The organism is Filibacter tadaridae (assembly GCF_900609045.1).
Lineage (GTDB): Bacteria > Bacillota > Bacilli > Bacillales_A > Planococcaceae > Sporosarcina > Sporosarcina tadaridae.
Genome location: NZ_UXAV01000037.1, coordinates 1 through 23,342, shown reverse-complemented (window position 1 = coordinate 23,342; position 23,342 = coordinate 1). Strand labels below are relative to the sequence as shown.

The following is a 23,342-nucleotide window of genomic DNA, read 5'->3' as shown; positions in this document are numbered from 1 at the left end:
CGAACAGAAAAGCAGGAGGTAATGAACTATGCCACGCGTAAAAGGTGGAACAGTGTCGCGCAAGCGTCGTAATCGGGTATTGAAATTAGCAAAAGGTTATTACGGTTCAAAACATAGACTTTATAAAGTAGCAAACCAACAGGTTATGAAATCATTTAACTATGCATATCGTGACCGTCGCCAAAGAAAACGGGATTTCCGCAGACTTTGGATCACTCGTATCAATGCGGCTGCACGTATCAATGGCCTATCATACAGCACACTTATGCACGGATTGAAAGTGGCTGGCATTGACGTAAACCGTAAAATGCTTGCAGATCTTGCAGTGACAGACGCACAAGCGTTTACACAGCTTGCAGATGTAGCAAAAAAATCAGTTGCAAAATAAAAACTGAACTATAAGCCGCCACACACACCGGAGCAATTCGGGTTGCGTGGCGGCTTTTTTAATTCGTTTGATAAGGTAATATCATGTAAAATAGAAGAGGATGAAAGAGGGGGGGTACTATGCAAACTGTAATTCTTTATTGGGTTTTACTCATGTCCATTTGGGCATTTGCCGCAATGGGAATCGATAAAAGACAGGCGAAACGGAAAGGCCAGCGTATTCCTGAAAAGAATCTTTGGCTATTAGCACTGATTGGCGGCGGCATTGGCGCGTATTTCGGCATGCAGACATTCCGCCATAAGACAAGACATACATCGTTCCGAGTGGGCTTTCTCATTTTGGCGCTTCTTTACGTTTTCGGTATTCTCTACCTTCTCGGTGCAAGAATACCAGGAAGTATACAAGCATAAGAAAAAGCCCTAGATATCATAGGGCTTAAATTCATTGCTATTCCGATTTTCTAGCTCTTCATTAATTTTTCAATCGGATTTTTCCAACTAATTTCTGCTTCGGGATAATTTGAAAGGATTTCAGAAGATAAAAAATGAAAATCATCTTTCGTGAAACCTTGGAGTTTTGTCTCGTCCTTTCCCCAAACAAAAATAGAAATTACATCAATTGAGACATCAGTGGTTCCTAAATACTTTTCTCCTTCAAAAAGTGCGCCTTTATACGTAATGAAGAAATTCTTTCGTGCATTTTTCATATCATCATAGAAATAATAACGCCCTGCCTCATATGCGTCATCGAGTTTACGTTTTGGATCTGTTAAATAACGAATCCCGCGGTAAAACAAGTAGATGATAAAGGCGATAATGATAAAACGGATTACTAATGCCATACTAAATCACCCTCGCAATTCATGTAGTACTCTTTACTACGGATGAGGATGTACTTTGGTTTCAAGATAAGTAGAAATAATGGAGGTTTTTTTATGAAATTGACAAAGTTGTTTTCCATGCAGCGTGAACTGGACACTTTTATACAACAAAATCGGGTTGGGGAAGCGGATGTGTTTAAAGAAAAAGGGCTCGCTTTGCTAATCGAACTGGCAGAACTTGCAAATGAAACACGTTGCTTCAAATTTTGGAGCGTCAAAGGTCCTTCTGAAGATAAAGTAATACTGGAAGAGTATGTAGATTCGATTCATTTTCTTTTATCATTGGGAATCGAAAAAAACTTTGACAATCTTGACTATTGGCCTGCTGGAGAAGTGGAAGGGGACTTGACACAACTTTTCTTGAAGACGATTGAAGTGATTAACCGTTTCCTCCACGAATTGACAATGGAGGCATACAAAGAGATTTGGATTCATTATGGAGCGATTGCTAGTCAGCTTGGTTTTACGAACGAGGATATCATAACTGCATACTTGTCGAAAAACGAGGAAAATTACAACAGGCAGGAGACAGGCTATTAAAAAGTTTGATAGAAAAATAAAAAAATAGATTGACAGAACCTCCTCTTTAAAAAATAATAGAGTTAATGAACTATTTAATACGAGGAGGAAATAGTATGAACGACTGGAGTAAAGAGGATTTTGGTATACGTCTAAAAACATTGAGAGAACAACGAGGTTTATCGATGATGGCTTTCGGGACTGCAATCGGAACCTCAGCAAGTCGCATCAAGGATTGGGAAAAAGGTAAAAATGCGCCTTCCGCTGCATGGATTGCTAGAATCTCAGATCGATTTAATGTATCAACTGACGAAATGATTCTCGGTAATACAAAAACAACAAAGACATTTAAAGATAGTGGTTCTTCAAACATTGAAATGTTGTATGACAAGCTACGTGAAAATATATCGAGTGAACATGTAGAAAATGAGCGAACAACGGAGTTATATGCAGAGTTGGATTCCAATAACAAAGATCGTTATAGAAGTGGAAGAGGTAGAAGACTTGCAGAACGCGAGCTACTTGCAATTGCAACTGAACTGCCGAAGAAAGAAGTTCTGGAATTATTAGAACTTGCCAAGTTGAAAAAACGTTGGTTGTAACAAACAAAAGAACTTTGCAGATGAAGCCGCGTCATTGGGCGAGGATGTGAGTATTACATGCGGAAATGGCTATTGATTTTACTGGTAGTTTGTTTCATCGGTTTTTTCATTTATAAAGGGAATACGACAATCGGTGTGACACATTATGAAATTATGTCAGAAAAAGTCCCAGAATCCTTCAATAACTATCGGATTGTACAACTGTCTGATTTACATGATGCCAAGTTTGGGGAACGTCATGCAGGAGTTGTCGGGAAAGTAAAAGATGTAGAACCCGACGTGATATTCGTAACTGGTGATTTCATCGACAGCAATCGGTATGATTTGAAACAAAGTCTAATTTTAATTGAAGAGCTACAATCAGTTGCACCTATTTATTATGTAACAGGAAATCATGAGATTGCAGTCAAAGATGTAGATACGATTAAAACTGCACTTAAAGAACTAGGCGTTCATGTATTGACGGATGAGGCGAAAATAATTCGTACTGCCTCAGGAGACGAATTAGCAATCGGTGGAATAGAAGACCCTTTAGCAAGTGAGCTAGAAGATGATGAGGCAGTCAAGGCTTCAATTTCGCAGGCTTTTCAAGAGGTGCCACCACATATGTTCAAACTACTGCTGTCGCATAGACCTGAGCTATTTGCGGTCTATTCTCAAAATGAAATTGATGTGACATTTAGTGGGCATGCGCATGGTGGACAATTCCGTATTCCTGGATTGGGTGGTCTTTTATCGCCTGGGCAAGGCTGGTTCCCGAAATATACAGCTGGCATCCATGAATTGAACAATAGCCGGATGGTCATCAGTCGTGGGATAGGAAATAGTATTATGCCTATCCGTTTGTTCAATCAACCCGAAATCGTAGTTGTCACACTACTGTCAGAAGAATAAATGAAGTATGTCACAGGGGGCGGATTGCTCCCTGTTTTTTTGAATCCATTAATCCGAATACTATGAGAATGAGCGTAACTTAGGTATGATGAAAGAAATAGATTTACGCACATTAAGAGAAAGGGATGAGGGATATGAAAGCAGTTGTCCATCAATCGGGAAATCTGAAAATCGCTGAAATGAAAGAGCCGGTCGCCGGGAGTGGGGAAGTCGTTGTAGCCCTTCGTGCAGCGGGGGTGAATCGTCGGGACCTCTACATACCAGATAGAAGAGGAGACGCCGCTGATGCGTTGACGCTGGGGTCTGACGGCGCGGGTGTAATCGAGGCAGTAGGAGAAGGCGTGACAATGTTTTCAGTCGGAGATGAAGTGATCATTAATCCCGCCCTTCGTTGGTATGCCAACAGTGACGCTCCACCGGAAGAATTCGATATTCTAGGAATGCCCGATAATGGCACGTTTGCTAGTAAAATTGTCATTTCTGCAGAACAAGTCGAGAAGAAGCCGGATTTCTTAACATGGGAGGAAGCGGCTGTTCTATCACTTTCTGCATTAACGGGTTATCGTGCATTATTTACAAAAGGTGAGTTGAAAGAATCGCAAACCGTTTTCATTCCCGGTGCTGGTAGTGGTGTGGCGACGTATCTTATTTCATTTGCCAAAAATTGCGGGGCTCGTGTACTTGTAACGTCGCGAAGTGAAGAAAAAAGAAAAAAAGCAATTGAATTAGGTGTAGATAAAGCAATTGATACAAATGGGGATTGGAAAAAGGAACTGGCGGATGAAGAGATTGACCTCGTTATTGAGAGTGTTGGACGAGCGACGTTCAATCGTTCATTGGCCATCTTGAAAAAGGGCGGTAGGATCGTTGTGTTTGGTGCTACGACAGATGATACAGTTGATTTGGATTTACGGGCATTCTTTTATGGGCAATATCAATTGTTCGGTTCAACAATGGGCAGCCGTGAAGAACTTCGCAACATGCTTGCGCATATTGAAAAATACAAGACACGTCCTGTTGTCGATAAAGTCTTTGAGTTGGATGAAGCAATTGAGGCGTTTAAATACGTCGAGGATAGTAAGCAGTTTGGAAAAGTTGCACTGCGGATAAGTAACTAAGTAGTTTGGACAAATGACTATCAATATAAACTTATCACGGGAGGCATTCCCAGTGCTGAAGCGGTGTTGAATGGAATCATTAGTTCAACCTATATTGTAGCAAATCGATGCTGAAGGTAACGCTATCGCTCCTATTTAAAAGCAAAAAGACCGCTGCTGATTTAAGCGGTCTTTTTTGTATTCAGTCTTATAATGCTTTATCGTCAACTGAATCGAGCCATGACTCGATTGTACCGATGACGGATTCAACACAACCTTCTTCAAACGGTGAAATGAGGTTCGCTTCTGCGACAAGCTTTGTAAACGATTTTGAGCCGCCAAGCGTACAAAGATGTAAATAATCTTTCCATGCTTCTTCGCGGTCTTCCAGGGAACGTTTCCAAAATTGGAATGCACATATTTGCGCAAGCGTGTAATCGATATAATAGAATGGAGATTCGTAAATATGCCCTTGCCTTTGCCACACAGCACCGGACTCCAAATAGTGGATACCATCATAATCACGGTTCGGCAAATAGATTGACTCAATCTTTTTCCATGCTGCTTTCCGTTCTGCAGGTGTCATTTCAGGGTTTTCGTAAACGATATGTTGGAATTCATCAACAGCAACACCGTATGGTAAAAAGAGTAGACCACTGCTTAAGTGTGCAAACTTGTACTTCTCTGTCTCGTCTTTAAAGAATAACTCCATCCAAGGCCATGTGAAAAATTCCATACTCATAGAGTGGATTTCTGCCCCTTCGTGAGTAGGCCACATATATTCCGGGATGCCGATATTGCGGCTGGAGTATACTTGGAAAGCATGTCCTGCTTCATGCGTAAGTACGTCGATATCTCCCGAAGTCCCGTTGAAATTGGAAAAGATGAAAGGAGACTCGTAATTATCAATGTACGTACAATAGCCTCCTGCTTCTTTGCCTTTTTTCGCTTCTACGTCCAATAGTTTCTTGTCAGTCATGAATTTGAAAAATGTATCGGTTTCAGGTGACAGTTCCGCATACATCTGTTTTCCATTTTCAATAATCCATTCCGCAGGGCCTTTAGGAGTTGCATTCCCTGTAAGGAAGTCGAGCGATTGATCGTAAAACTTCAACGTATCGACGCCGATCCGCTCAGCTTGCCGCTTATATAGACGACTCGCCAGAGGAACGATATGATCGCGTACTTGATCCCGGAACTTTTTCACCATATCCGCATTATAATCAATACGGTTCATACGGACATAGCCAAGTTCCACAAAGTTTTTGTAACCGAGTTTTGTTGCGATTTCGTGTCGTAGCTTCACCAGTTTATCGTAGATCGTATCGAACTTTTCGCCATTTTTTTCATAAAACGAGTATGAAGCTTCCATTGCAGCCTTTCGTACTGAGCGGTCCTTTGACTCTGCATAGGGTCCCATTTGGGCTAGAGTCAACGTTTTTCCATCAAATTCAATTTGTGCGGAAGCGACCAGTTTAGAGTATTCAGACGAAAGTTTGTTTTCTTGCTGTAATAACGGTAAGACTTCTGTTGAAAATGATTTTATAGAGTTATCCGCGAGGGCAAACAATTGCGTTCCCCACTTTGCTTCCAGATCAGCTCTAAATGGCGTAGAGACTAACTCTTTGTAATAAGCGGTTTCAAGTTCTTGGTATTCAGGACCAATGTCATCAAAGTAATCTCGTTCTTTCTGATAAAATTCATCATTTGTATCGATAGAAGAACGGATATAAGCAAGATTTGATTGAGTTGAATAGTCGTTACCGATTGCATTGATCTCTTCCATTACATCGTTTTGTTCCTTGTATGAACTTGCCGAACGGAATTTTTCCAGTAGAGTATCAAAACGCTCTTTTATCTCCTGCATACTGGGTCTTGCATACTGATATTCGTCAAATGTAATCATCGTGGTTCCCCCTAAATATGGTGTAGTAAACGATTGTTCTTTTCTATTGTTCACGATGTTCCGAAAAATTGCAAAAGAAATATCCGTCCCTTTTAAAAAAGACTGACACAATCACCCTTTCTAGCTGTTTTTCATACTGAAAAATGAAAATAGGTTGAATGATTCCCCTTTCTTGGTAAGATGTTGTACTATGGACTATAGCGAGTATCGCTCAGAGAAAAGAATTTGGTATTGAGAGGTTGATTTGATGATGGAAATAAACGAGTATACTGTGAATAAAATGACTGATCCGACGGGCATCTTAACGGGAGAACGCTATGAATTCCGTCTGTATATTAATTTAGACGAAGATGATGAACTATATGCCGATGGAGGAACTGGACTTCGTGTACTTTTCAAGGTAGATGATAATGTGGAACGAATTGCATCCTACCACTTTTTCGAACGTGCAACTGAAAAAGCACTTGATTTCGAACTTGAAAACGAGGAAGAAGCGGTTGTTCTCGAATTTTGTAAAACACATCTAGAAGATTAATCAATGTAGAAATGCCCACTGACAGTCCGATGTCAGTGGGCTTTCTTTCACTTTCCTATCAAAAATCGAATCGGTTAATTTCCTCTTTGTTAGTTTGAGGGAAAAAGGTATGTAGGGCACAGGAATCTAAAGTCAACTCAGACCAAGCGCCTTTAGAAATCAATCAGAATACGTGTATTTTTTTACATTCTGTAAGATAATGTGTAGAGTATATAAGGACGTGTATGATGTCCATTCATACAAAACAGACTAACGTAAATGGAGTGTTTGCTCATGACTAACGAAATCGTAGATATAACAATAATCGGGGGAGGGCCGACTGGTCTTTTCGCTTCTTTCTATGCCGGGATGCGTGAAATGTCGGTTAAAATCATTGATAGCTTGCCGCAACTTGGAGGACAGCTCATTGAACTGTACCCGGAAAAGTATATATATGATGTTGGGGGATTCCCTAAAATTCTAGCAAAAGAGTTTGTCGCAAACCTAGTGACACAGGCGCATTACTCAAAACCCGAGATTCTTCTGGGCGAAACAGCTCTTACGGCAACGCGTGATGGCGATCATTTTGTGTTGAAAACGGACAAAGGTGTTCACTTAACACGTACGATTTTGATCACTGCCGGTATTGGCGCATTTCAACCACGTAAAATCGGTTTACCGGAAGAAATAAGCTTTGAAGGGAAAACACTTCATTACAGCATAAAAGACTTGGAAAGTTTTAAAGATAAAAATGTACTCGTATGTGGTGGTGGAGACTCTGCAGTGGATTGGGCACTTATGCTTGAAGATATCGCGGCATCTGTGACGCTTGTTCATCGCCGTGAGCGATTCACAGCCCATGAAACGAGTGTTAATCAGTTAATGGAGTCGAAGGTGAATGTACTGACTTCCCGTGCTATTAAAGTCATTGAAGGCAATGACGGTATTGTCCGCGGTGTCATTCTTGCTGACAAAGAGGGAACGGAAGAACGGTTACCTGTTGAGCATCTAATCGTCAACTACGGTAACATCTCTTCCCTTGGTTCTTTGAAAGAATGGGGCTTTGAAATGGATCGTAACTCCATAAAAGTGAATACGCGTATGGAAACGAACATCGAAGGCATTTATGCAGCAGGGGATATCACCAATTATGATGGAAAAGTGAAATTGATAGCAGTTGGATTAGGTGAAGCACCTATTGCAGTGAACCATGCTAAATCACATATTGATCCTAAAGCAAGAGTACAACCACTTCATAGTACAAGCGTTTTTAGCTGAATAAAAGTTTTGAAAGTAGAAAAGTTGCCATGTGCAGCTTTTTTCTTTTTTTGGGAAGATTAATACAAATAAAAATCGCCCCGTCAAGTATATTGAACGCTAGGACAATAAAGTTAGGACTCGTTCCTAATGCGGAAAATTATAAAGGCGAATTCCGGCGATGTCACCAAATCAGAGGGAAAGGTATTGGTACGCTATTCTTTTAAGCTACCATATTTCATTTGATGACTACCTTTTCAGAAAATTTTATGTATACTATTCATGTGGTATACAATTTTGAAAGGGGAGTTCGGATGGTTACATTTATAAGCGCAATTGTACTTTTAGTGATTGGCTATTTTGTGTATGGAAAATTCATTGAAAAGATTTTTAATCCCAATGATGCGAGGAAAACGCCCGCCTATGTCAATGCAGATGGTATAGACTATGTGCCGATGAACAAACAGAAAAACGCGCTAATCCAACTATTGAACATAGCTGGTACAGGTCCGATTTTTGGTCCGATTATGGGGGCGTTATTTGGTCCTGTCGCTTTTTTATGGATTGTTTTTGGTGCGATTTTCGCCGGAGGTGTGCATGACTATTTAACAGGCATGATTTCCATTCGCAATAAAGGCGCTCATATTCCAGAACTGGCAGGGAAATTCCTAGGGAGCGTTTCGAAGCATATTGTAAATATTTTCGCACTTCTGCTTCTTTTGTTAGTCGGAACAGTATTTGTTACGACGCCGGCATCTTTATTAGCGATATTAATGAATGGCAAGGTAGCAATATGGATATTGATTACTGTTATTTTTGCTTATTACTTCCTATCTACCATTCTGCCAATAGACAAGGTTATCGGTAGACTGTATCCCTATTTCGGTGCGGTACTATTAATTGGTACAATCGGCGTTGGGGGAGCTCTACTATTTTCGGATTACAAGATTCCGGAATTGACATTTGCGAACTTGCATCCAGATAATGTTCCGATTTTCCCAATCCTGTTCTTTACAATTACTTGTGGCGCTCTATCTGGTTTTCATGCGACACAATCACCAATTATCTCCCGAACAGTCGAGAAAGAATCACAAGGGCGTTATGTATTTTATGGCATGATGATTACAGAAGCTGTAATTGCGATGATCTGGGCTGCAGCGGCAATGAGTCTGCTGGATGGCCAAACATTAAGTGAATTCATCAAAACAGGTACACCTTCATCAGTTGTCAATGAAGTATCGATGACATTACTTGGTGCGATTGGTGGAACGATTGCGGTATTGGGAGCTATCGTATTACCGATTACTTCAGGAGATACGGCGTTCCGTGCTGCACGTTCAATCATTGCAGACTATTTGAAAATTGATCAGAAAAAAGTAGTGAAACGTTTGATGATTGCACTGCCGTTATTTGCAGTATCTGCTTTGCTAACGCAAATTGATTTTAACATATTATGGAGATACTTCTCTTGGGCCAACCAAGCGACCGCGGCGATCGCATTATGGATTGCAACCATGTATCTATTCATTAAAGGGAAAAACTACTTTGTGTCCTTAATACCCGCGCTATTTATAACCTATATGGTATTTGTTTATATCTTAAATCAGAAAATCGGATTTAACTTGGATTTGAAACTTTCATTTATACTTGGAATTATTTTGACTGTCATTTTATCAGTGATGTTCTTTGTGAAAGCGAAAAATAATAAAGTGAATAAGATTGAACCGGATATTGTGGTCGATGAAATGCCGTAAACGAAAGAACGTAGGTTTGTACTAAAATAGCTTGTAGAGAGACGATATCCATCTCTCTACAAGCTATTTTTGTGGTGATATCAAAAACTGGGACAGACAATCAAAAACAGATAGAAACGCCCATTTAAATATGGGCGTTTCTAAAGGGTTCATAGTAAGAACGCGATAAGCAAAATGATTACCACAGGAACGAATAGGATGAAATAGCCGGCAGGTTTTGCGAAATTGATTGTCCAACCCACACCGAATCTTTTTTCAACAAAGATGGAAGGGTCATTTTTGTTCACATAGAAGACACCTGCTTTCCAGTATTTATCGTCATCTACGTCCGTAATTCCGGCAGTAGAGGTATCATCAAAGGAAACATCAATCCGTGAACCACTTTGACCAACTTTGAAGGCATAAACTGCGGTTCCAAGTAAGATAAGCAATAGGAAACCGAGGGGCATGGCAAGCATAAGTGCTGTATTTCCGAGTCCTTCATGGATTGTTGTCAGTTGAAGAAATCCGAAAAGAACAGTGACAAGAACACTTGTGATAAATAAAAACCAACTCGTGTATTTTCTGAAAGACAGCTGTTGTACTTTAGAGGTTTTGCTTTTTGCTGCATTCAGCTTAATACCTGACCGCTTCGTGAACACATTAATAACAAGCATCATCCCTTGCATAACAAGCAGGATAAGCAAGAGTGCGATGACTGAAAAAGGCGTCTTTTGACTAAATGCATCGGGTTTACCAGAGGGACCCCAATGTGTAGGGATAAGGTCCGGTATAGATGAATATTGTGTTGCTGTATATGCGATAAGGCCGACCGTGATAATCATCGGTAGCGCATATATAGACGAAGGAAGCATTTCATCTTTTGATCGTATTGCCAAATCAGCAATTCGGACTTGTTTTAAGTCTGAGCCCCAGTTTTGTGATTGCTTTAATCGAGTCGTTTTGGCGTGGAATAAAAGATACAGACCCATGCTGAGAAAAAGAATGCCGAACTGGATTACAAGCCCGGTCAAAACGACTTGTTCTTCTGCGAGGGAATCAGTTGTTGCCCATACATAATAGCCTGCAAGAGAAAAGATCCCGGTTACTAGGACGGTCATTGTATACGTTTTTTTATAGGAGGCGATTGTCCGATTGTCTGTATGACCCTCTGGAATAGTGACGCCGAACGCAATTGTCCGCTTCAATAGAAACGGAGTAGCAGATTGCAAAACGGTAATGAAACCGATGATAATGAGAAAAATAGTAAGTGGCATTTTTTAACCTCCTTTGATATCAGAAATAATGGCTGATGTTAAATTGATGATATCCGCAGGCTCCATACCGAGAACGATGGCCTCAGTTAGTAGTGGACGAATTTCGAGCGAGATTCTTTCGAGTTGGATTTCACTTATTTCCAGTTGCGTAAGATCGTTAATAATGGCTCCCGACTTAGGGACAATACGGATGATACCTTTCTTCTCGAGCTCGTGGTAAGCCTTATTGACTGTATGCATATTCATACCGAGGTCTGCCGCAAGTGATCGGACAGAAGGTAGGGTATCGCCTCCAGTCAACTTTTTTCGTGCAACTGCATCCACTAGCTGATTAACAAGTTGGCTGTAAATCGGTAAATCCAGACCCGGCTCAATTTTGATAAACAATGCAGGGCAACCTCCTTCACTTGTTATATTTAAAGTATAACAGACCTGTTCTATAATGTGTATAACAAAAATCCCCGAGAACAGTACGATATGGTCTCAGGGATTTTGCTTATTTCAATTCTGTAACAGTTACGAATTCATATCCCTCGCTTTGTAAATAAGCAAGCACTGAATCGAGTCCGTCAGCAGTTGACTGATGAATATCATGCATTAAGACGATACTGCCGTCTTTTTTTGCGCTTTTTATATTAGCTAGTAGTTTAACAGAATCACGGTGTTTCCAATCCAACGTATCGACATCCCATAACGTGACGGGCAAGTCCGTTTGAGCACGCACGGACTTATTCACGGCACCGTAGGGTGGTCTAAACACAGATACTTTTTGACCAGTCACTTTTTCGATAATGGTAGAAGTGCTCGTAATTTCACTACGCACTTTTTCCAACCCGACTTTTGTTAAATCGGGATGGTTCCATGTGTGATTCCCCAATTCATGACCGGCTTCTTGAACTTTTTTCGCTATTTCAGGGTAGTATTCCACCCGACTTCCAAGCATGAAAAATGTTGCTTTGGCATTATACTTATTCAGTGTTGCTAGAATTTGCATCGTCACTTTTGGGTCGGGTCCGTCGTCGAATGTGAGCGCAATTTTTTTTACATGCGTTTCTGGAGGAACTACTGTATCAGTACTATCGTCCGTTTTTTCGACAGGTGGTTCAGTTTTTGCAGGAGGCGTAGTGATTTCTTCCTTAACATCTTGTTTTTCAGTCACCGTTTTTTCAGTCACCGTTTTTTCTGGAACCGATTCTACTTTTACTTTAAATTCATCCGCAAGCAAATCACTTACTTTGTCAATCGGAATCGCGATGATTGGCGGTCCCGCTGATTTTGCCGCAATTCCATTCTCTTTGAAATAAAAGATGAGTGATTCATCGGTAATCGTAAAGTTACTGAAGTTTTTCCATAGTGGCTTTGTATGGTTTTGGACGTTCTTGGGTACTAATTTCTCTTTTAAACCTGGATCATCAACGATTGCATTGCGTACTAATTCGGATAGTTTTTCAAGGTGTAGCAGATCATGTCCTAAAACATCTGCAAGTGTAATGCTTTTTCCAGTTTCAGGATTGAGATGGAAAGACAGAATTGCAGTCTTGCCATTCGCCCTCCCTGTTAAAGTGTTTGTGACAACGACAAAAGAATAATTTCCTGAAGGATGTAAAAGCGTTTCAAACGAAATATTCAATTCACCGGTAAGCTTTCTACCTTGTTCTTTAGTTTTTTTCATTGCAGCTATGTACTCCCGCTTCGCTTTCGTTATGTAAGCGGAAACTTCTTTGTTAAATGAGCTATGTAAACTTTGTGGATATTGAATGGCAAAAGGAGAGAATGGATCATTTGATGTCTCTGTGATGATTTTGATGCCTGGGTAATTGGAGTTTATTGTTTTAACGATAATAGGTGTTGGTTCTGCAGCACTTTTTTTGTTTTCAGTTGCAGAAGCTGAATCTTCCTTTGTGGATAAAGTGACAAGATAGATGGCAGCAATGGTAAGTGCGACAAGTGCAATTGAAAAAGTGATATCTATCCAGGTTGAGCGGTGTTTCCAAGACGATCTTTTCATAGGGAGGTCTCCTTTACTTGTTATAAAAGATTAGACGGGCTCATTCTACAAATAGTTTCGAAGAATGAGTATAAAATGTCGAAAAACCAATCATAATAGTACAAGTATACAAGAAATGAATTTCATAACCAACAGCCTATTACAAGTTTCGGAAAATATTCTTTTCAATTACTAATTTGTAATAGGGGAGACTACCTGTAGAACAAACTGTATAGCAGAATCCGATGCCGGGTACTGCTACAATTTCATAAACGGAAGGCTGCACACCTGCATCCTGCCGGCGTAAGGGGAAGTCCTAATTTGAACGAAAAGCCCTTTTTCAAAATTGATGAATGTGATATACTATTTGCGTCCCGGATCTTGCAAATGCGGGGTTTGCTTTTGTATGTTTACATTTAATTGTGAATGATCCGATCCGGTTGTTGACTATAACATGCAATTATAAAAGACAAGGTGGTTGGAAAGTATGGAAAAAAACACGTATAGAGTTCTTCTCTATTACAAATACGTACCAGTGGAAGATCCTGAAACGTTTGCGGCTGAACATTTGGCGGGTTGTAAAGAAATCGGTCTGAAAGGTCGTATTTTAATCAGTACTGAAGGCATCAATGGTACATGTTCGGGAACTGTCGAACAGACCGATGCGTATGTGGAGTTATTAAGAAGCGATGAACGTTTTGCCGATGTTGTTTTTAAAATCGACGAAGCGGAAGGACATGCGTTTAAAAAAATGCATGTACGGGCAAAAAAAGAAATCGTCAACTTAAGTCTTGAAGACGACATCAACCCGAATGAACTTACAGGTAACTATTTGAGTCCTGAAGAGTTTTTCAAAAAGATGCAAGAAGAAGATACGGTTGTAATTGACGCACGTAACGATTATGAATTTGATATCGGACATTTCCGTGGTGCAGTTCGTCCCGATATTGAAAACTTCCGGGATCTGCCCGAATGGATCCGTGACAACAAAGAGCAATTCGAGGGCAAGAAAATCCTAACGTATTGTACGGGCGGAATTCGTTGTGAGAAATTTTCAGGATGGCTTGTCCGTGAAGGTTTCGAAGATGTCGGTCAGTTGCACGGCGGGATTGTCACATACGGCAAAGATGAAGTCGCTAAAGGCCAGCTTTGGGATGGACAGTGTTATGTATTTGACGAACGTATTACAGTTCCTGTCAATCAAGTGGAGCATGTAGTCGTTGGACGTGATCACTTTGACGGCACTGCATGTGAGCGCTATGTAAACTGTGCAAATCCAGTATGTAACGCAAAAATCATTTCTTCAGAAGAAAATGAGCATTTATATATGCGCAGTTGTTCCGATGAATGCCGGACACATCCACGCAACCGTTACTTCATCGAACATGACATGACAGTGGAAGAGTACGACGCTCGCATGGAAGCTATTGAACAACATCGTAATAAAACACATATTGGTTAAAAGCGGAAAGACCCGAGCAGACTTCAGATCTGCCCGGGTCCTTTTAGTTTTAATATTGGTTTCGATATGAACGATAAAAAGGTTTACATTTAAATGCCAATTAAATTCCTGATTCTAGTAATAGGTTAATGATGATATACTAGTAGTATTCAACCGAAAATGGAGGAACAACAGGTATGCAGTGGAGAAATTTATATCGTGGATTTTTTATGGGGATTAGTGACCTGATTCCTGGAGTAAGTGGGGGAACCATCGCATTTATATTAGGGATTTACGATGAACTTTTAGCATCGATCAGCGGTTTTTTCAGCCGCAATTGGAAAAAACAAATCGGTTTTCTTTTGCCCCTAGGCATAGGAATTGTAGTGGCACTGCTCTCGCTAAGTAGGGTGATTGAGTATTTGCTTGAAAACCATCATGTACCCACACAATTCTTTTTCCTTGGACTCATTATTGGTGTGATTCCGTTTATTGCGAAGCAAGCAGATGCGAAGAAAAACTTTAAAGCAGGGCATATTTTACTTATTGTTGTCATAGGCGTACTGCTCGCATCAACAGCCTTCATCAAACCGCTGGATTCAACACCCATCACGGAATTGACGAGCTCAAATGCAATTGGTCTTTTCTTTGCAGGTTGGGCAGGAAGTATGGCTATGCTTCTACCGGGAATCAGCGGTTCATTCGTTCTACTTCTGTTGGGTGTCTATTCAACAGCCATCGGCGCATTATCGAATTTGAACTTGCCCATCATCGCCGTTATCGGGGCGGGCGTGATTGTTGGTTTTATCGTAAGCAGTAAAGTGATCAGCTTTTTGTTGAGCAACTTCACATATGTTACATTTGCCGCAATCATCGGTCTGATCATCGGTTCAATCGTCGTTATCTTTCCAGGGATACCGACAGGTGGAGCATCCATCATAATCAGCATCGTAACCTTCGTAGCCGGATTCATCGTCGCAAAACTGTTCAGCTCCCCAAACAAGACTTCGATTGGTTGAAACCGGCACCGGGTATGTGAAAATAGACAGTTAACAAAAGACACGCGACCTTTTAGGTCCGTGTCTTTTGTCTTTTCCATTTCTGGTTATCCGTCATCATTATCTTTCAGGATGCATACTATGGAGAAAACCATGCCCTGAATGGAGGGAAAAGGATGGATATTTTAAACAGAGTGAAAAGCTTCAGAGAAGAAGAAAACAAGCTGAAATGGGAAGGCACATTCGCGGAATACTTGGATATCGTAAAAGAAAGAAAAGAAGTAGCACAAACTGCACATGCGCGTGTTTACAATATGATTAAAAGTTCGGGTTTAACCGAGAGAAATGGGAAAAATATGTATCACTTTTTCGGAGAAGAGATTTTTGGGCTTGAAGATGCCGTCGAAAGACTCGTTGAAGAATATTTCCACCCCGCAGCCAAAAGACTCGATGTTCGTAAACGTATTCTATTATTAATGGGACCTGTGAGTGGCGGGAAATCCACAATCGTAACATTGCTGAAACGCGGTCTTGAAAGCTACTCCAAAACAGACGAGGGAGCCGTATACGCTATTAAAGGCTGCCCGATGTATGAAGACCCGCTTCACTTGATTCCCAATCATTTACGTAAAGACTTTTTCGAAGAATATGGCATTCGTATTGAAGGCAGTTTATCGCCACTGAACACGATGTACCTTGAAAAAGAATATGATAACCGCATTGAAGACGTACGCGTAGAACGTATTTTTTTCTCAGAGGATAAGCGAGTCGGAATCGGAACATTTACCCCTTCTGACCCGAAATCCCAGGATATTGCCGATTTGACAGGAAGTATTGACTTTTCAACGATTGCCGAATTTGGATCGGAATCGGATCCGCGTGCCTATCGGTTTGACGGTGAGTTGAACAAAGCGAACAGGGGCCTAATGGAATTCCAAGAAATATTGAAGCTAGATGAGAAGTTCCTATGGCATTTGTTATCGCTGACACAGGAAGGGAATTTCAAAGCGGGCAGGTTTGCGTTAATAAGTGCCGATGAGCTGATTGTTGCGCACACGAACGAAACGGAGTATCGCTCTTTTATTGCCAATAAAAAGAATGAAGCCCTGCACTCAAGAATTATCGTGATGCCAATTCCTTATAATCTTAAGGTAAGTCAGGAAGAACGTATATATGAAAAGATGATCAATGAAAGTGATATCGCACATGTTCATATTGCACCGCACGCCTTAAAAGTTGCCTCGATTTTCTCGATATTGACAAGACTGGAAGACGCTAAAAAGCAAGGGGTCGACATAGTTAAGAAAATGCGGCTATATGATGGAGAAAGTGTGGAAGGCCTTAACCAAGTGGATGTAGAGGAATTGAAGAATGAGTTCCCGAATGAAGGCATGAAAGGTATTGATCCACGTTATGTCATCAATCGGATTTCTTCAGCTATCATTCGGAAGGAAATTCCTTCGATTAATGCACTTGATGTGCTGCGTTCATTGAAAGAGGGGCTAGACCAACATGCCTCCATTTCAGAAGAAGACCGGGAAGCGTATATGAACTATATTTCGATTGCGAGAAAAGAGTATGATGAAATCGCCAAAAAAGAAGTTCAGAAAGCATTCGTTTATTCCTATGAAGAATCTGCGAAAAACTTGATGAACAATTATCTTGATAATGTAGAAGCTTTTTGCAACAGAAATCGACTGAGAGATGTGCTGACGGGTGAGGAAATGAAACCGGACGAAAAACTCATGCGCTCCATCGAAGAACAGATTGGAATCTCAGAAAATGCGAAAAAAGCGTTTCGTGAAGAAATTCTCATTCGGATTTCAGCATTTGCGAGAAACGGTAAGAATTTTGACTATAATTCCCATGATCGTTTACGGGAAGCTATTCAAAAGAAGTTGTTCACGGATTTAAAAGATGTTGTTAAAATAACCACTTCATCTACAACACCGGATGAGGCGCATCTTAAAAAGGTGAACGAAGTAGTTGCAAGGCTTATAGACGAGCATGGCTATAATGCCAATTCAGCCAATGACTTGCTGCGTTATGTCGGTAGCCTGTTGAATCGATAACCATGGGTAGCAGAAAAAACAAGACTGATGATGCATTGGTCTTGTTTTTTTCTAAAATTATGCAGGTAAAAGTTAGTTGAAGGTGATGAATAAAATATACAGATAAAGATGGGTGTGGATGAAAATGAACGAAAAACAAAAGGGTCATTTTATCGTCTCACAGGAAAACTGGTCACTCCATCGTAAAGGTCACCAAGATCAAAAACGTCATATGGATAAAGTGAAAGAAGCCATTCATAATAATTTGCCGGATCTGATTAGCGAGGAAAGTATTGTCATGTCAAATGGCCGCGAAGTGATTAAAATACCCATACGATCCCTGGATGAGTACAAAATCCGCTACAATCACGACAAATCCAAACATGTAGGACAAGGGGATGGGGATAGTAAAGTAGGCGATGTAGTCGCAAGTGGCAAAGGGCAGGAGAAAAGCGGTGCAGGTGGGGGAAAAGAAGCTGGAGATCAGCCTGGGCAAGATTTCTATGAAGCAGAGGTCTCCATCGCCGAGTTGGAAGATGTCCTATTTGAAAACCTGGAGTTACCGAATTTGCAGCAAAAAGAGCAAGCAGAAATAACAGCTGATAAAATCGAATTCAATGATGTAAGAAAAATAGGTCTGACTGGCAATATCGATAAAAAACAAACGATTTTGTCAGCTATAAAACGAAATGCAATAAAAGGAAAAGCGGAAATCATGCCGATCCATAACGATGATTTGCGATTTAAAACGTGGAATGAAGTTCATAAACCTGAGTCAAAAGCGGTTGTCCTTGCCATGATGGATACAAGTGCATCAATGGGTGCGACGGAAAAGTACATCGCCAGAAGTTTCTTTTTCTGGATGACGAAGTTTTTACATTCAAAATACGCATCTGTAGAAATTGAATTCATCGCTCATCATACTGAAGCGAAAGTCGTTACGGAAAAAGATTTCTTTTCAAAAGGGGAAAGTGGCGGCACAATCTGTTCATCCGCCTATGAGAAAGCATTGGAGCTTATTGGAGAAAAATACAATCCGGCGCGTTATAATATATATCCTTTTCACTTTTCAGATGGTGAAAATATGTCATCTGACAACGCTAAATGTATACAACTCGTTCATGAGCTTATGGAGGTTTCCAGTATGTTCGGTTACGGAGAAGTGAATGCTTATAATCGATTCTCCACAATGATGTCCGCCTTTAAAAAAATTGATGATCCGAAGTTCCGTCATTATATATTGAAAGGGAAGCGAGATGTCTTTTATGCATTGAACAGCTTTTTCCAAAAAAATACGGAGGGGTTCGATTGACAGAGTTAAAGAATCTTCATCGTGCGATTGACGAGATTACGGAAATTGCGACTGGTTTCGGCCTTGACTTTTTTCCGATGCGTTATGAAGTATGTCCCGCTGACGTTATCTATACAATCGGTGCTTACGGCATGCCAACACGGTTTACGCATTGGAGCTTCGGAAAGCAATTTCATAAAATGAAGCTGCAATATGACCTTGGGCTAAGTCAAATATACGAACTTGTCATCAATTCGAATCCCTGCTATGCATTTTTGCTCGATTCGAACAGTTTAATCCAGAATAAGCTTATTATTGCCCACGTTCTTGCCCATAGTGACTTTTTCAAGAAAAATGTCCGTTTTTCCAATACAAGACGGGACATGGTGGAAAGTATGACAGCAACAGCTGAACGTATTGCAAATTATGAAACGATATATGGGAAAGTGGAAGTTGAAAACTTTTTAAACGCTGTATTGGCTATACAAGAACATATTGATCCTTCACTCTTCAGGGATGAAAGACGGGATGCTAAATATCGGCAAACTACAAATGAAAATAGGTCCGTAAAAGGTACACCTTATGACGATTTATGGAACTTAGATCGCAAAGAATCCGGAGACGAGAAACCAACAATACAAAAGCCGCGTAAAACACCCCCTAAACCTGAAAAAGACTTATTATATTTCATTTTGGAGAACAGCAGTGAACTGGAAGAATGGCAACGTGATATTTTAACGATGATGAGAGAGGAAATGCTTTATTTTTGGCCACAGCTTGAAACGAAAATTATGAATGAAGGCTGGGCTTCCTTTTGGCATCAACGAATCCTACGAGAAATGAACTTAACGACGGCTGAAACGATAGAATTCGCCAAGTTGAACGCGAATGTCGTTCAGCCTTCAAAAACAACTATTAATCCTTATTATCTTGGCGTAAAAATGTATGAGGATATTGAAAAAAGGTACAATCACCCAACCGAGCAAATGAAAAAACTCGGGATTGAACCGAATAAAGGCAGAGAAAAGATTTTTGAGGTAAGGGAAATAGAATCAGACGCCTCCTTCATTCGAAACTATTTAACAAAAGAGCTGATTCAACAAGAAGATTTATATTTATTTGAAAAGAAAGGTGATAATTACCTTGTCACCACGAAAGACTATGAAAACGTAAGAGATCAGCTAGTCGCTATGCGTGTGAATGGTGGTTTTCCATATATTGTAGTTGAAAATGGAGATTACTTGCGAAACGGAGAATTATATCTAGTGCATAGATTTGAAGAATCAGAACTGGATGTGCACTATTTAGAAAACGTACTCCCTTATATTTATCAATTATGGGGACGGATTGTGCATCTAGAAACAACCGTTGATGGTAAACAAATTGTCTATTCGTACGATAGGAACAAGGTATATCGTCGCTACGCGTAAATCGAAGACTGCAATAACCCCCGATTGATTTTTTTCAATCGGAGGTTATTTTAATTGCCAGGGAATGTAGGAATCCAAAGCATGTAGGTAAGAGTCAATTTGTGGAAGTGCCTTCTGGTCTTGGCAGGTTGACCGATTAGAAAAAAACATGGATGATTACATTATCCGATTATCAGAATTAAAGAAGAAAGAGGGAGATCGACAATGACAATGATCCGTTATCCTAAGCCGTTGCAACAAGGCGGTACAGTTGGTGTCACTGCACTATCGTCAGGCGTAAAGAGTGAACTGCATCATCTATTGCGCAAAGCTGCCCATCAATTTGAACAAAGAGGATACGCAGTGAAACTTGGGGAAACGGCATGGACTTCTGAAAAATTGACATCTGCCCCAGGAGAACTTCGCATTTCAGAATTTATGGCGATGATGGGCGACGAAGACATCCAAGTTATCATTCCACCGTGGGGCGGGGAGCTTTTACTTGAAATTTTACCGGCCATCGATTTTGGCAAGTTGGATCCAAAATGGCTAATTGGCTACTCAGACACGAGTACACTTCTTTTGCCTCTCACCTTATTGACAGGGATTGCCACAGCCCATGGTACAAACTTCGTCGACTTAAGAAGCGATAAGTGGGATGAAGTGACGTCCAAGTTTATGGAAATGCTAACTGCATCTGTCGGAGATACGGTAATCCAACAGTCGTCCGAAAAGTTCCAGTCTGAATGGCAACATACCGTATCCTCTGAGCCGTACGTTTTCAACTTGGATACAGATACATCATGGAAGACGGTCGACGATATGCCTGTCCGTTTCGAAGGCCGCATCTTGTCAGGCTGTATTGACACAATTCGTCATCTTATCGGCACGCCATTTGGAAATGTCCAAGCATTCAGGGACAACTTTATTCCAAACGAAAAAATCGTATGGGTAATTGAAAACTGTGAAATGAATGCACCCGATTTCTATCGATCAATTCTTCAGCTTTATAACGCGGGTTGGTTTACGCATACCTCAGGAATTATATTCGGCAGAACGGCGGCAGGTATCGCAGTAGATGGTTTTACAGATATCGATGCGATGGAAAGGCTTGCTGAGCTTACAGGCGTGCCTATTGTCTATGATGCAGATATCGGCCATATGCCACCGCAGATGACGTTTGTTAACGGAGCCTTCGTAGAAGTCGAAGTAGCAAGCGGTAAAGCAGTAGTTACTACAAAATTCATTTGAAATGTGAATGAGTTTCATTCCAAAACCGTCGGAATTCTGGTATCCTAAAGAAAAGCTCGTTGAAAGGATGATTGAAATGTCAGGACCAGCATTGAAGCAATTATTTTCTCATCACGCGATACATGAGGGCGGACTTTCAGGTGCGATACAAAAAACGGCAGGTATGATGGATCTTTTAAAGCAAGGCGAATTAGAAGTCGCCAACAAAGCCGCGGATGATCTAATCGAATTCTGGAAATCACGTGTCATCAGTCATGCGGATTCAGAAGAAGAAGGTTTTTATAAGGAAATCAAAGAACTGAAGCCTGAATTGAATGATGCCATCGTTCAACTCACACGCGATCATGATTTGCTCCGCATTATTGTAAAAGACATTGAGGAACTTCGTAAAACCAAGAATTTAAGTCCAGCAGTCCTTCACAAGTTCCACGCACTGATTGTCGTCAATGAAATACATAGTCGTGACGAAGAACGATTGCTTTTTGAAGACTGAATTCTATTTCTACAAACCAGCGAAAGCCCCTTAAAGGGGTAGCCGAAGCAATAAGACTGACAGTGAACTTCGAGGCCACTGAAAAACTAACCTTTCAGGGAACAGTTCGGTTGTTAGACAAAAAAAAGCGACTAATTTCCATCCATTTTGGAAATTAGTCACCTTTCCTACTTCCTTTTAGCTCACTTTTTCCTTGAGTAGGGTTTGGATTCGCTTCATATTTACAGCGAATATGGCGGTGGCCCCTTGTATTTGCAGGCCGAATAGACCCGGGGAAGATGCTGTTTCAAACCCGTGTCTGTGCTTTAATTCACTATTTTTGGCTTCGATTTTGTAGCGCTCTTTCATTTTCATTTTGAAATAGTCGCTTTCTTGGAAAGCCTCCTGCTCTGTATGTTCCGTCGACTTAATCGTGGTGGAATAGGATTTGCTTTTGGCACCGTCTTTGTAACACCCCTCTCTAAGTGGGCACACTTTACATTTTTCCACGTCAAAGAAATAGGTATCACGAGGATTCTTTCCATGTCTATTTTTGCCGATTATGATTTTTTTGAAGGCGATGTGGCCAGCTTTACAGACATACATGCCGGCATCCTTGTTAAATTCGAACTCGTTTTCTTTTTTTCTGAATCCTTGTGTGACTGTTCCATTTAAACTCGCGACCAGTTTAAGGTCATTTTTATTGGCGTATTGGATGTTCTCTTTTTCTGAATAAGCTTTGTCGCCGATGACTGTATCGATGGTCATTCCCGTTTTCCTACTTTTTTTGATTAGGGACTGTAGATATTTTCCGTCGGTTTTTTCTCCTGTGGTCATGACTGCCGCTGTGATTAGCCGCTCCTCATTCATCGCCATATGTGTTTTGTATCCGAAAAAAGAGGAATCTGCCGTTTTATGTCCCACCCGTGCATCGGGGTCGTCCGAGTATGAAAGACGTTCCTCGTGGTCTTCGACCACTTCTTTTAGGTAGTTGAGTTTCTCTTTTACTTTTGGGTATTGGCAGAGAGCCTCTTCATTTTCTACGGCTTGAATGACTTTTCGGGTATATTCCAATTCGTCGGCCAATTCATCATTTGTAGGTTTTTGTGGGAACTTTTCTTTCATCTTTTCATCCACTTTGTATACAGCTTTACGCAACAGTTTCGATTTTTCCATCAGGAACATTTTCGGTGATTTTTGATTATACCTAGCCTTGGTGTGTGTAGCATCCACAATGATGGATGCACCTTCGATGAGGCCATGATCCAATGCGATTCCGATTGTTTTTTCAATTAACAGATCCAATAGATTAATATCCTGTAGGCGAAGCTTTCGGAATTTCGTCAAAGAACTTGGATTGATTACTTCATCTTCT

General features: G+C 40.7%; 22 protein-coding genes. 16 read left to right on the top strand and 6 right to left on the bottom strand.

From position 1 onward, the window contains the following. The first annotated feature begins 28 nt into the window (after positions 1 to 28). Both rplT and FILTAD_RS07415 read left to right on the top strand, forming a co-directional pair. Entirely contained in the window at positions 29 to 388 is a 360-nt protein-coding gene (rplT, locus tag FILTAD_RS07420) for a 50S ribosomal protein L20 (protein ID WP_124069847.1), read from the top strand. Positions 389 to 507: 119 nt separating this feature from the next. After that, on the top strand, positions 508 to 798 hold the full coding sequence (locus FILTAD_RS07415) for a DUF1294 domain-containing protein (protein WP_124069846.1): 291 nt from the start codon (positions 508 to 510) through the stop codon (positions 796 to 798). Between the two features lie 50 nt (positions 799 to 848). Here the strand turns inward: FILTAD_RS07415 and FILTAD_RS07410 are convergent, their stop codons facing one another. After that, complete coding sequence (locus FILTAD_RS07410; protein WP_124069845.1) at positions 849 to 1,229, bottom strand: sigma-w pathway protein ysdB; 381 nt, start codon at positions 1,227 to 1,229, stop codon at positions 849 to 851. Between the two features lie 93 nt (positions 1,230 to 1,322). On the opposite strand from FILTAD_RS07410, the gene FILTAD_RS07405 reads away from it, so the two are divergent. From FILTAD_RS07405 to FILTAD_RS07390, 4 genes are all read left to right on the top strand, one after another. Further along, entirely contained in the window at positions 1,323 to 1,808 is a 486-nt protein-coding gene (locus FILTAD_RS07405; protein ID WP_124069844.1) for a dUTP diphosphatase, read from the top strand. A gap of 95 nt (positions 1,809 to 1,903) precedes the next feature. Continuing rightward, complete coding sequence (locus tag FILTAD_RS07400; RefSeq protein ID WP_160117583.1) at positions 1,904 to 2,389, top strand: helix-turn-helix domain-containing protein; 486 nt, start codon at positions 1,904 to 1,906, stop codon at positions 2,387 to 2,389. Positions 2,390 to 2,446: 57 nt separating this feature from the next. Beyond that, a complete protein-coding gene (locus FILTAD_RS07395; protein ID WP_124069842.1) occupies positions 2,447 to 3,283 on the top strand; it encodes a metallophosphoesterase in 837 nt (278 codons plus the stop codon). A 134-nt stretch (positions 3,284 to 3,417) separates the two neighbouring features. Continuing rightward, entirely contained in the window at positions 3,418 to 4,401 is a 984-nt protein-coding gene (locus FILTAD_RS07390; RefSeq protein ID WP_124069937.1) for a zinc-binding dehydrogenase, read from the top strand. A gap of 187 nt (positions 4,402 to 4,588) precedes the next feature. On the opposite strand, the gene FILTAD_RS07385 is transcribed toward FILTAD_RS07390, so the two are convergent. Then, positions 4,589 to 6,286 carry a M3 family oligoendopeptidase gene (locus FILTAD_RS07385; protein WP_124069841.1) on the bottom strand — a complete coding sequence of 566 codons (1,698 nt, stop codon included), beginning with the start codon at positions 6,284 to 6,286 and terminating at the stop codon, positions 4,589 to 4,591. Positions 6,287 to 6,533: 247 nt separating this feature from the next. On the opposite strand from FILTAD_RS07385, the gene FILTAD_RS07380 reads away from it, so the two are divergent. The 3 genes from FILTAD_RS07380 (at position 6,534) to FILTAD_RS07370 (ending at position 9,811) form a co-directional block, all read left to right on the top strand. Further along, positions 6,534 to 6,821 carry a DUF6509 family protein gene (locus FILTAD_RS07380; RefSeq protein ID WP_124069840.1) on the top strand — a complete coding sequence of 96 codons (288 nt, stop codon included), beginning with the start codon at positions 6,534 to 6,536 and terminating at the stop codon, positions 6,819 to 6,821. 273 nt (positions 6,822 to 7,094) lie between these two features. Then, positions 7,095 to 8,078 carry an NAD(P)/FAD-dependent oxidoreductase gene (locus FILTAD_RS07375; protein ID WP_124069839.1) on the top strand — a complete coding sequence of 328 codons (984 nt, stop codon included), beginning with the start codon at positions 7,095 to 7,097 and terminating at the stop codon, positions 8,076 to 8,078. A gap of 293 nt (positions 8,079 to 8,371) precedes the next feature. Then, positions 8,372 to 9,811, top strand: a complete 1,440-nt coding sequence (locus tag FILTAD_RS07370) for a carbon starvation CstA family protein (protein ID WP_124069838.1) — start codon at positions 8,372 to 8,374, stop codon at positions 9,809 to 9,811. A 149-nt stretch (positions 9,812 to 9,960) separates the two neighbouring features. On the opposite strand, the gene FILTAD_RS07365 is transcribed toward FILTAD_RS07370, so the two are convergent. The 3 genes from FILTAD_RS07365 to FILTAD_RS07355 form a co-directional block, all read right to left on the bottom strand. Then, positions 9,961 to 11,067: a DUF1648 domain-containing protein gene (locus FILTAD_RS07365; RefSeq protein WP_124069837.1), complete on the bottom strand. Its 1,107-nt coding sequence runs from the start codon at positions 11,065 to 11,067 to the stop codon at positions 9,961 to 9,963. Between the two features lie 3 nt (positions 11,068 to 11,070). Further along, positions 11,071 to 11,454: a GntR family transcriptional regulator gene (locus FILTAD_RS07360; protein WP_124069836.1), complete on the bottom strand. Its 384-nt coding sequence runs from the start codon at positions 11,452 to 11,454 to the stop codon at positions 11,071 to 11,073. 109 nt (positions 11,455 to 11,563) lie between these two features. Further along, complete coding sequence (locus FILTAD_RS07355) at positions 11,564 to 13,075, bottom strand: polysaccharide deacetylase family protein (protein WP_124069835.1); 1,512 nt, start codon at positions 13,073 to 13,075, stop codon at positions 11,564 to 11,566. Between the two features lie 466 nt (positions 13,076 to 13,541). Between FILTAD_RS07355 and trhO the strand changes: the two genes are divergently transcribed. The 7 genes from trhO (at position 13,542) to FILTAD_RS07320 (ending at position 21,988) form a co-directional block, all read left to right on the top strand. Beyond that, positions 13,542 to 14,516: an oxygen-dependent tRNA uridine(34) hydroxylase TrhO gene (trhO, locus tag FILTAD_RS07350; protein WP_124069834.1), complete on the top strand. Its 975-nt coding sequence runs from the start codon at positions 13,542 to 13,544 to the stop codon at positions 14,514 to 14,516. Positions 14,517 to 14,692: 176 nt separating this feature from the next. After that, a complete protein-coding gene (locus tag FILTAD_RS07345) occupies positions 14,693 to 15,514 on the top strand; it encodes a DUF368 domain-containing protein (protein ID WP_124069833.1) in 822 nt (273 codons plus the stop codon). 155 nt (positions 15,515 to 15,669) lie between these two features. Continuing rightward, positions 15,670 to 17,565: a PrkA family serine protein kinase gene (locus tag FILTAD_RS07340; RefSeq protein ID WP_124069832.1), complete on the top strand. Its 1,896-nt coding sequence runs from the start codon at positions 15,670 to 15,672 to the stop codon at positions 17,563 to 17,565. Positions 17,566 to 17,689: 124 nt separating this feature from the next. Continuing rightward, entirely contained in the window at positions 17,690 to 18,856 is a 1,167-nt protein-coding gene (yhbH, locus tag FILTAD_RS07335) for a sporulation protein YhbH (RefSeq protein WP_124069831.1), read from the top strand. Beyond that, positions 18,853 to 20,265 (top strand): SpoVR family protein, encoded by a 1,413-nt coding sequence (locus FILTAD_RS07330; protein ID WP_124069830.1) that lies wholly within the window; start codon positions 18,853 to 18,855, stop codon positions 20,263 to 20,265. The genes yhbH and FILTAD_RS07330 overlap by 4 nt, the downstream gene beginning before the upstream one ends. Before the next feature lie 204 nt (positions 20,266 to 20,469). After that, complete coding sequence (locus FILTAD_RS07325) at positions 20,470 to 21,495, top strand: S66 family peptidase (protein WP_345788889.1); 1,026 nt, start codon at positions 20,470 to 20,472, stop codon at positions 21,493 to 21,495. 76 nt (positions 21,496 to 21,571) lie between these two features. Continuing rightward, positions 21,572 to 21,988, top strand: coding sequence for a hemerythrin domain-containing protein (locus FILTAD_RS07320; RefSeq protein WP_124069935.1), 417 nt, complete (start codon positions 21,572 to 21,574; stop codon positions 21,986 to 21,988). A gap of 177 nt (positions 21,989 to 22,165) precedes the next feature. Here the strand turns inward: FILTAD_RS07320 and FILTAD_RS07315 are convergent. Then, the coding region (locus tag FILTAD_RS07315) for a transposase (RefSeq protein ID WP_124069829.1) at positions 22,166 to 23,342 on the bottom strand (1,177 nt) is incomplete at its 5' end.

What these genes read in the sequence shown, in the direction of transcription:
- rplT (WP_124069847.1), top strand. Translation starts at nt 29, where the DNA reads ATGCCACGCGTAAAAGGTGGAACAGTGTCGCGCAAGCGTCGTAATCGG.
- FILTAD_RS07375 (WP_124069839.1), top strand. Translation starts at nt 7,095, where the DNA reads ATGACTAACGAAATCGTAGATATAACAATAATCGGGGGAGGGCCGACT.
- FILTAD_RS07370 (WP_124069838.1), top strand. Translation starts at nt 8,372, where the DNA reads ATGGTTACATTTATAAGCGCAATTGTACTTTTAGTGATTGGCTATTTT.
- trhO (WP_124069834.1), top strand. Translation starts at nt 13,542, where the DNA reads ATGGAAAAAAACACGTATAGAGTTCTTCTCTATTACAAATACGTACCA.
- FILTAD_RS07415 (WP_124069846.1), top strand. Translation starts at nt 508, where the DNA reads ATGCAAACTGTAATTCTTTATTGGGTTTTACTCATGTCCATTTGGGCA.
- FILTAD_RS07390 (WP_124069937.1), top strand. Translation starts at nt 3,418, where the DNA reads ATGAAAGCAGTTGTCCATCAATCGGGAAATCTGAAAATCGCTGAAATG.
- FILTAD_RS07400 (WP_160117583.1), top strand. Translation starts at nt 1,904, where the DNA reads ATGAACGACTGGAGTAAAGAGGATTTTGGTATACGTCTAAAAACATTG.
- FILTAD_RS07325 (WP_345788889.1), top strand. Translation starts at nt 20,470, where the DNA reads ATGACAATGATCCGTTATCCTAAGCCGTTGCAACAAGGCGGTACAGTT.
- FILTAD_RS07380 (WP_124069840.1), top strand. Translation starts at nt 6,534, where the DNA reads ATGATGGAAATAAACGAGTATACTGTGAATAAAATGACTGATCCGACG.
- FILTAD_RS07355 (WP_124069835.1), bottom strand. Translation starts at nt 13,075, where the DNA reads ATGAAAAGATCGTCTTGGAAACACCGCTCAACCTGGATAGATATCACT.
- FILTAD_RS07365 (WP_124069837.1), bottom strand. Translation starts at nt 11,067, where the DNA reads ATGCCACTTACTATTTTTCTCATTATCATCGGTTTCATTACCGTTTTG.
- FILTAD_RS07405 (WP_124069844.1), top strand. Translation starts at nt 1,323, where the DNA reads ATGAAATTGACAAAGTTGTTTTCCATGCAGCGTGAACTGGACACTTTT.
- FILTAD_RS07385 (WP_124069841.1), bottom strand. Translation starts at nt 6,286, where the DNA reads ATGATTACATTTGACGAATATCAGTATGCAAGACCCAGTATGCAGGAG.
- FILTAD_RS07320 (WP_124069935.1), top strand. Translation starts at nt 21,572, where the DNA reads ATGTCAGGACCAGCATTGAAGCAATTATTTTCTCATCACGCGATACAT.
- yhbH (WP_124069831.1), top strand. Translation starts at nt 17,690, where the DNA reads ATGAACGAAAAACAAAAGGGTCATTTTATCGTCTCACAGGAAAACTGG.
- FILTAD_RS07395 (WP_124069842.1), top strand. Translation starts at nt 2,447, where the DNA reads ATGCGGAAATGGCTATTGATTTTACTGGTAGTTTGTTTCATCGGTTTT.
- FILTAD_RS07345 (WP_124069833.1), top strand. Translation starts at nt 14,693, where the DNA reads ATGCAGTGGAGAAATTTATATCGTGGATTTTTTATGGGGATTAGTGAC.
- FILTAD_RS07340 (WP_124069832.1), top strand. Translation starts at nt 15,670, where the DNA reads ATGGATATTTTAAACAGAGTGAAAAGCTTCAGAGAAGAAGAAAACAAG.
- FILTAD_RS07410 (WP_124069845.1), bottom strand. Translation starts at nt 1,229, where the DNA reads ATGGCATTAGTAATCCGTTTTATCATTATCGCCTTTATCATCTACTTG.